General features: G+C 59.0%; 2 protein-coding genes and 1 pseudogene. 2 read left to right on the top strand and 1 reads right to left on the bottom strand.

Going from position 1 to position 3,783, the window contains the following annotated elements; translation table 11 throughout:
• A pseudogene (locus tag IRZ24_RS17940) lies at window positions 1–226 on the top strand (hypothetical protein); the annotation flags it as partial.
• Between the two features lie 228 nt (window positions 227–454).
• On the opposite strand, the gene IRZ24_RS17945 reads toward IRZ24_RS17940, so the two are convergent.
• On the bottom strand, window positions 455–1,399 hold the full coding sequence (locus IRZ24_RS17945; protein ID WP_297167318.1) for a hypothetical protein: 945 nt from the start codon (window positions 1,397–1,399) through the stop codon (window positions 455–457).
• A 799-nt stretch (window positions 1,400–2,198) separates the two neighbouring features.
• Here IRZ24_RS17945 and nusA point away from each other — a divergent pair.
• The gene (nusA, locus tag IRZ24_RS17950) at window positions 2,199–3,359 is read left to right on the top strand and encodes a transcription termination factor NusA (protein ID WP_297167320.1); all 1,161 of its coding nucleotides are present in this window, start codon (window positions 2,199–2,201) and stop codon (window positions 3,357–3,359) included.
• The last annotated feature ends 424 nt before the right edge of the window (window positions 3,360–3,783 follow it).

Consider the following 3,783-nt stretch of genomic DNA (forward strand, 5'->3'; position numbering starts at 1 on the left):
GAACCGGCCCATTATTGCCCTGATGCATTACGATTACGGGAAATTGCTGCCCAGCCTCGTAGTGGAGATGCTCAAGCTTCATCCTATCTCCGTCGTAGGCAAATTCATCCGGCGCAATCCCTACTATTTGAACTCCGAGCAATACATGATCAAAATCCTGCGCATGCATCGGGAGAAAGAGAAGAAAGAGCCTGGTTCGCAGGAACGCGGTAGCGGGCGCGACTGACGGCCTCTAGCCCAGCAAGTAGCCTAACCCACGCCTGGTCATGCCTAGCCATGCCGAGGAGCGCTAGAGCAAGCGAGCGGAGCAGGGAGAGAAGGACTCGACGCCAGAGAAAGCCTGATCGATCAGCCAGCCAGCCAACCAGCCGATGAGTTGGCAAGTTCGTAGACAGGCGAGAGTCAGTCAGCCCCTCTCGCCTGCTTACTCACGCGCCTGCTCACCCCTGTGTGCTCAAGCCAGCAGCCCGTCGGTGCTGCGGACCAGGTGGACACCCAGGCGCGCCCAGCGAGATAGCTCCTCCTCAGCCAGGGCATCGAAATCGATGGTAGGATGCTGGACAGAGCTAGTGCAATCGCGCAGCACGTAGAGGCGTTGGAGCACCTCGGGCCTTTCACTAAAGTGCTGCACAAGCTGGCGACCGCTCTCCAGCACACAGTGAGACTTCGCCTCCCCAGCCAGGAAAACGCGATCATGCTGCATGATGGTCTCGAGCAGAGAAGTGTTAAGCTGGCTAGCGGGATCGGAAGGATCGGGCACCTCGGCGCCGAAGATGCCGTAGAACTCCGTGCGTGGGGTCAAGCCCTTCACAATATAGTGGGGCTGTGTCTGACGGGCAGCACTATGCCAGGCCAGGGCCTCGCTGAGCGGGGCCACCAACATATGGCCCAGTGTGCCCTGCATCGTATGATAAGGCCAGATCATCAGCTCCTTACGGGCATGCTGACGCAGAGCCTGCACATACTGGCGCGACCACTCTGGCTCGCGCAAGGGGGCCCAGCGGCCTTCCTGGACATCCTCGACACTGATCGTTGTAAACGGGGCAGGATGCTCGCCCGTCTGCGGGTTCTGCCACCAGGTTGGATAGAAGATCTGGAACGGTAAATGCGTATCGAGTGAGGCGTAAATCGTCGTAATGCGATCGGCGTTGGCATAGAACCAGGTCAGCAGGCGAGCGACATCCTCCTGAGAGCCTGGGACAGAGAGCGTGCCGCCAGGGTCAACAAAGTCATGCTGATAGTCGACCAAGACCAGCGCGATGCGCTCGCGGTCCGTGCTAGCGGGGGCGAGGCCCGCCCGCCTCCCGGCCTCACTAAACTCCGCGATACGGGCGGCGTAAGGACCCCTAAAGGCATCCTGCGGATCGAAAAGAGCTGGAGCCAGAGATCGTTCACTCATCAGTATACTCCCTCATCCAGACAGGCCATTGTCGTCGGGCAAAGCGCAGTAAAAAAGAAGAGCAGAACGTCACAAGCATGGAACAGAAAGGTGTCGGCTCGCTCTGCCTGCCGGCCTGCCCGCCTAGAGAACGCTAACGCAGCGAGCGCGAGGCCAGCCCAGCCCAGATCATGAGGGGTGTGGCACGTCCTTCCCTTCGGCCTGCCGGCCTCTCGCTAGGTCATAGAAAGTGTCAAATGTACACTAAATAGTCATTTAGAGTATAGTCTGTCTTGGGAGAAAAATCAAGGGGAGAGGAAACGAATCGCAAGCTCATCGCCTTGCCTTGCGTTGAAAAAGATAACATGATATAATACTACAAGGATGGGTCGCTGGGAACCTCAGCCTTCAGGTAGGGAGGGAGGGATGCATCTCCCTACTTGTCGTCTGCGTGAGGTTGAGCCTCGGTCCCTCTCAAGCTTTCCTCATACGTGTGAGGCCAAAGGCACTGATCGCAAGTCAGCGATGGCTTTGTCTCACCTGGTGCCGGGGGAGCGGGGCAAGCCAGCAATGTGCTATCTCTTGCTTATACTGTCCTGTGGGGCAGAGGGTTGTTGTCAATCAGCCCCGAGGCCCGGGCGGATAAGGCTGCGGGCAAGCCCCTCGACTGTTGTCGTGGGGTAGTTGACAGAACATAGAGGAACCTTGAGAAAAGTGGGGACTCCCCACTTTTCTGCTTGCCAGGGACCTTTTCTTTGCACTCGAACAACTTGCAGTAAGTGTCTACTGGGCGACCAGCGAGCGGGAGGGAGAAGGCATCATGAGAAGTGAATTTCAGGCTGCTATAGCGCAGTTGATTGCCGAAAAAGGATTGCCCCGCGAAGTGGTGATGGAGACCGTGGCCAATGCCCTCTTATCAGCCTACCGCAAGAGCTTCGGGGGCGGGGACAACGTGCGCATCGAGGTGGACAAGAACGGCGAGGTCCACGTCTGGACCACCAAGCGAGTGGTTGCCCAGGTCAAAGATCCCAACGAGGAAATCTCGCTGGCGGAGGCCCAGCGTCTCATACCGAAAGCTGCCCTGGGACAGACGATTGAAGTGGATTCATCGCATATCTTCGAGCGTATCCCAACTCAGACGGCCAAGCAGGTGATCCTGCAGCGCATTCGCGAGGCCGAACATGAGCATCTTTACGAGCAGCTGAAGGAATGGATCGGGGAGATTCGCTTAGGGACGATCACGCGCCGTGATCCGGCGCGGGGCTGGCTGCTCGACTTTGATCTTGACCGCGTTGATAAGGTCGAGGGGCTGATGCCTTTCAGCGAGGAAGTTCCCAGCGAGCATTATCGAGTCGGCCAGCGACTGCGCGTCTATATTGTTGATGTACGTCGTGTTCAGGGGCGGCTCTTACAGATTGTGGCCTCGCGTTCCCATCGCGACCTAGTGCGACGGCTCTTTGAGGCTGAGGTGCCGGAGATCTACGAAGGTACAGTCGAGATCAAGGCTATTGCCCGCGAGCCGGGCAGCCGGACCAAGGTGGCGGTGGTGGCCCATCAAGAGGGGCTAGACCCCATCGGCTCCTGCGTCGGGGTGCGGGGTTCGCGCATCAATAATATTGTGCGCGAGCTGAACGATGAGAAAATTGATATTATCCTGTGGAGCCCTGACCCGGCCACGTTCGTCGCCAATGCTCTCAGCCCTGTGAAGCCGCTGCGAGTCGAGCTGCGCGAGGCTGATCGTACCGCCCAGGTGGTGGTTGCTGAGAAGCAGCTATCGCTTGCCATCGGTAAAGATGGGCAGAATGCCCGCCTGGCGGCCAAGCTCACCGGCTGGCGTGTCGATGTAGTCAAACCTGCTGAGGGCGAGGTCTATGAGGAACCAGCAGAGGAAGCCTTCTCGTCGGCCAGTGCCCGCCGAGAGCGTGGGCGCCACGACAGTGGCAGGCGCTCCGCTTCTTCGCGGGGAGGGAAATACCGCTAGTAGGCCGCTCGCTCTCTTGCCTGCAGTTCCTTTGCTCGTCTGCTCGCCTGTCTGCTGGTCTACCTTTGTCCCTCGGTACCCGCTCGCTCACTCGCAAGCCTGTCGTCGGTCCGGGTGGTAGGCTAGCCTACCTTTCTTCTCTGACCTGGCTGTGCAGCTCGGCGCGCTAGTGGCACAAGGCAACGTTTCATCTCCGGGCCTTCTCTTCTCTGCTTCCAGGCCAGGCAGACCCAGGCTGGGGTCATGCAGTCGGTGACGTGGGATAGGAGGCGTGGAGATGAGGCGTGGCATGCCGTCAATGCTCTCAGGCCGCTAGAGTGATGTCAGTGCTTGGGGCTGGTCGTCCTCGAAGGGGTGCACAGCGGATCGCGGTGGGCAGAATAGTAGGGTAGGGAGTGGGAGGGAGGGCTGCATGTTCTGCAAT

It is taken from the genome of Thermogemmatispora sp., assembly GCF_019683755.1.
Taxonomy (GTDB): domain Bacteria; phylum Chloroflexota; class Ktedonobacteria; order Ktedonobacterales; family Ktedonobacteraceae; genus Thermogemmatispora.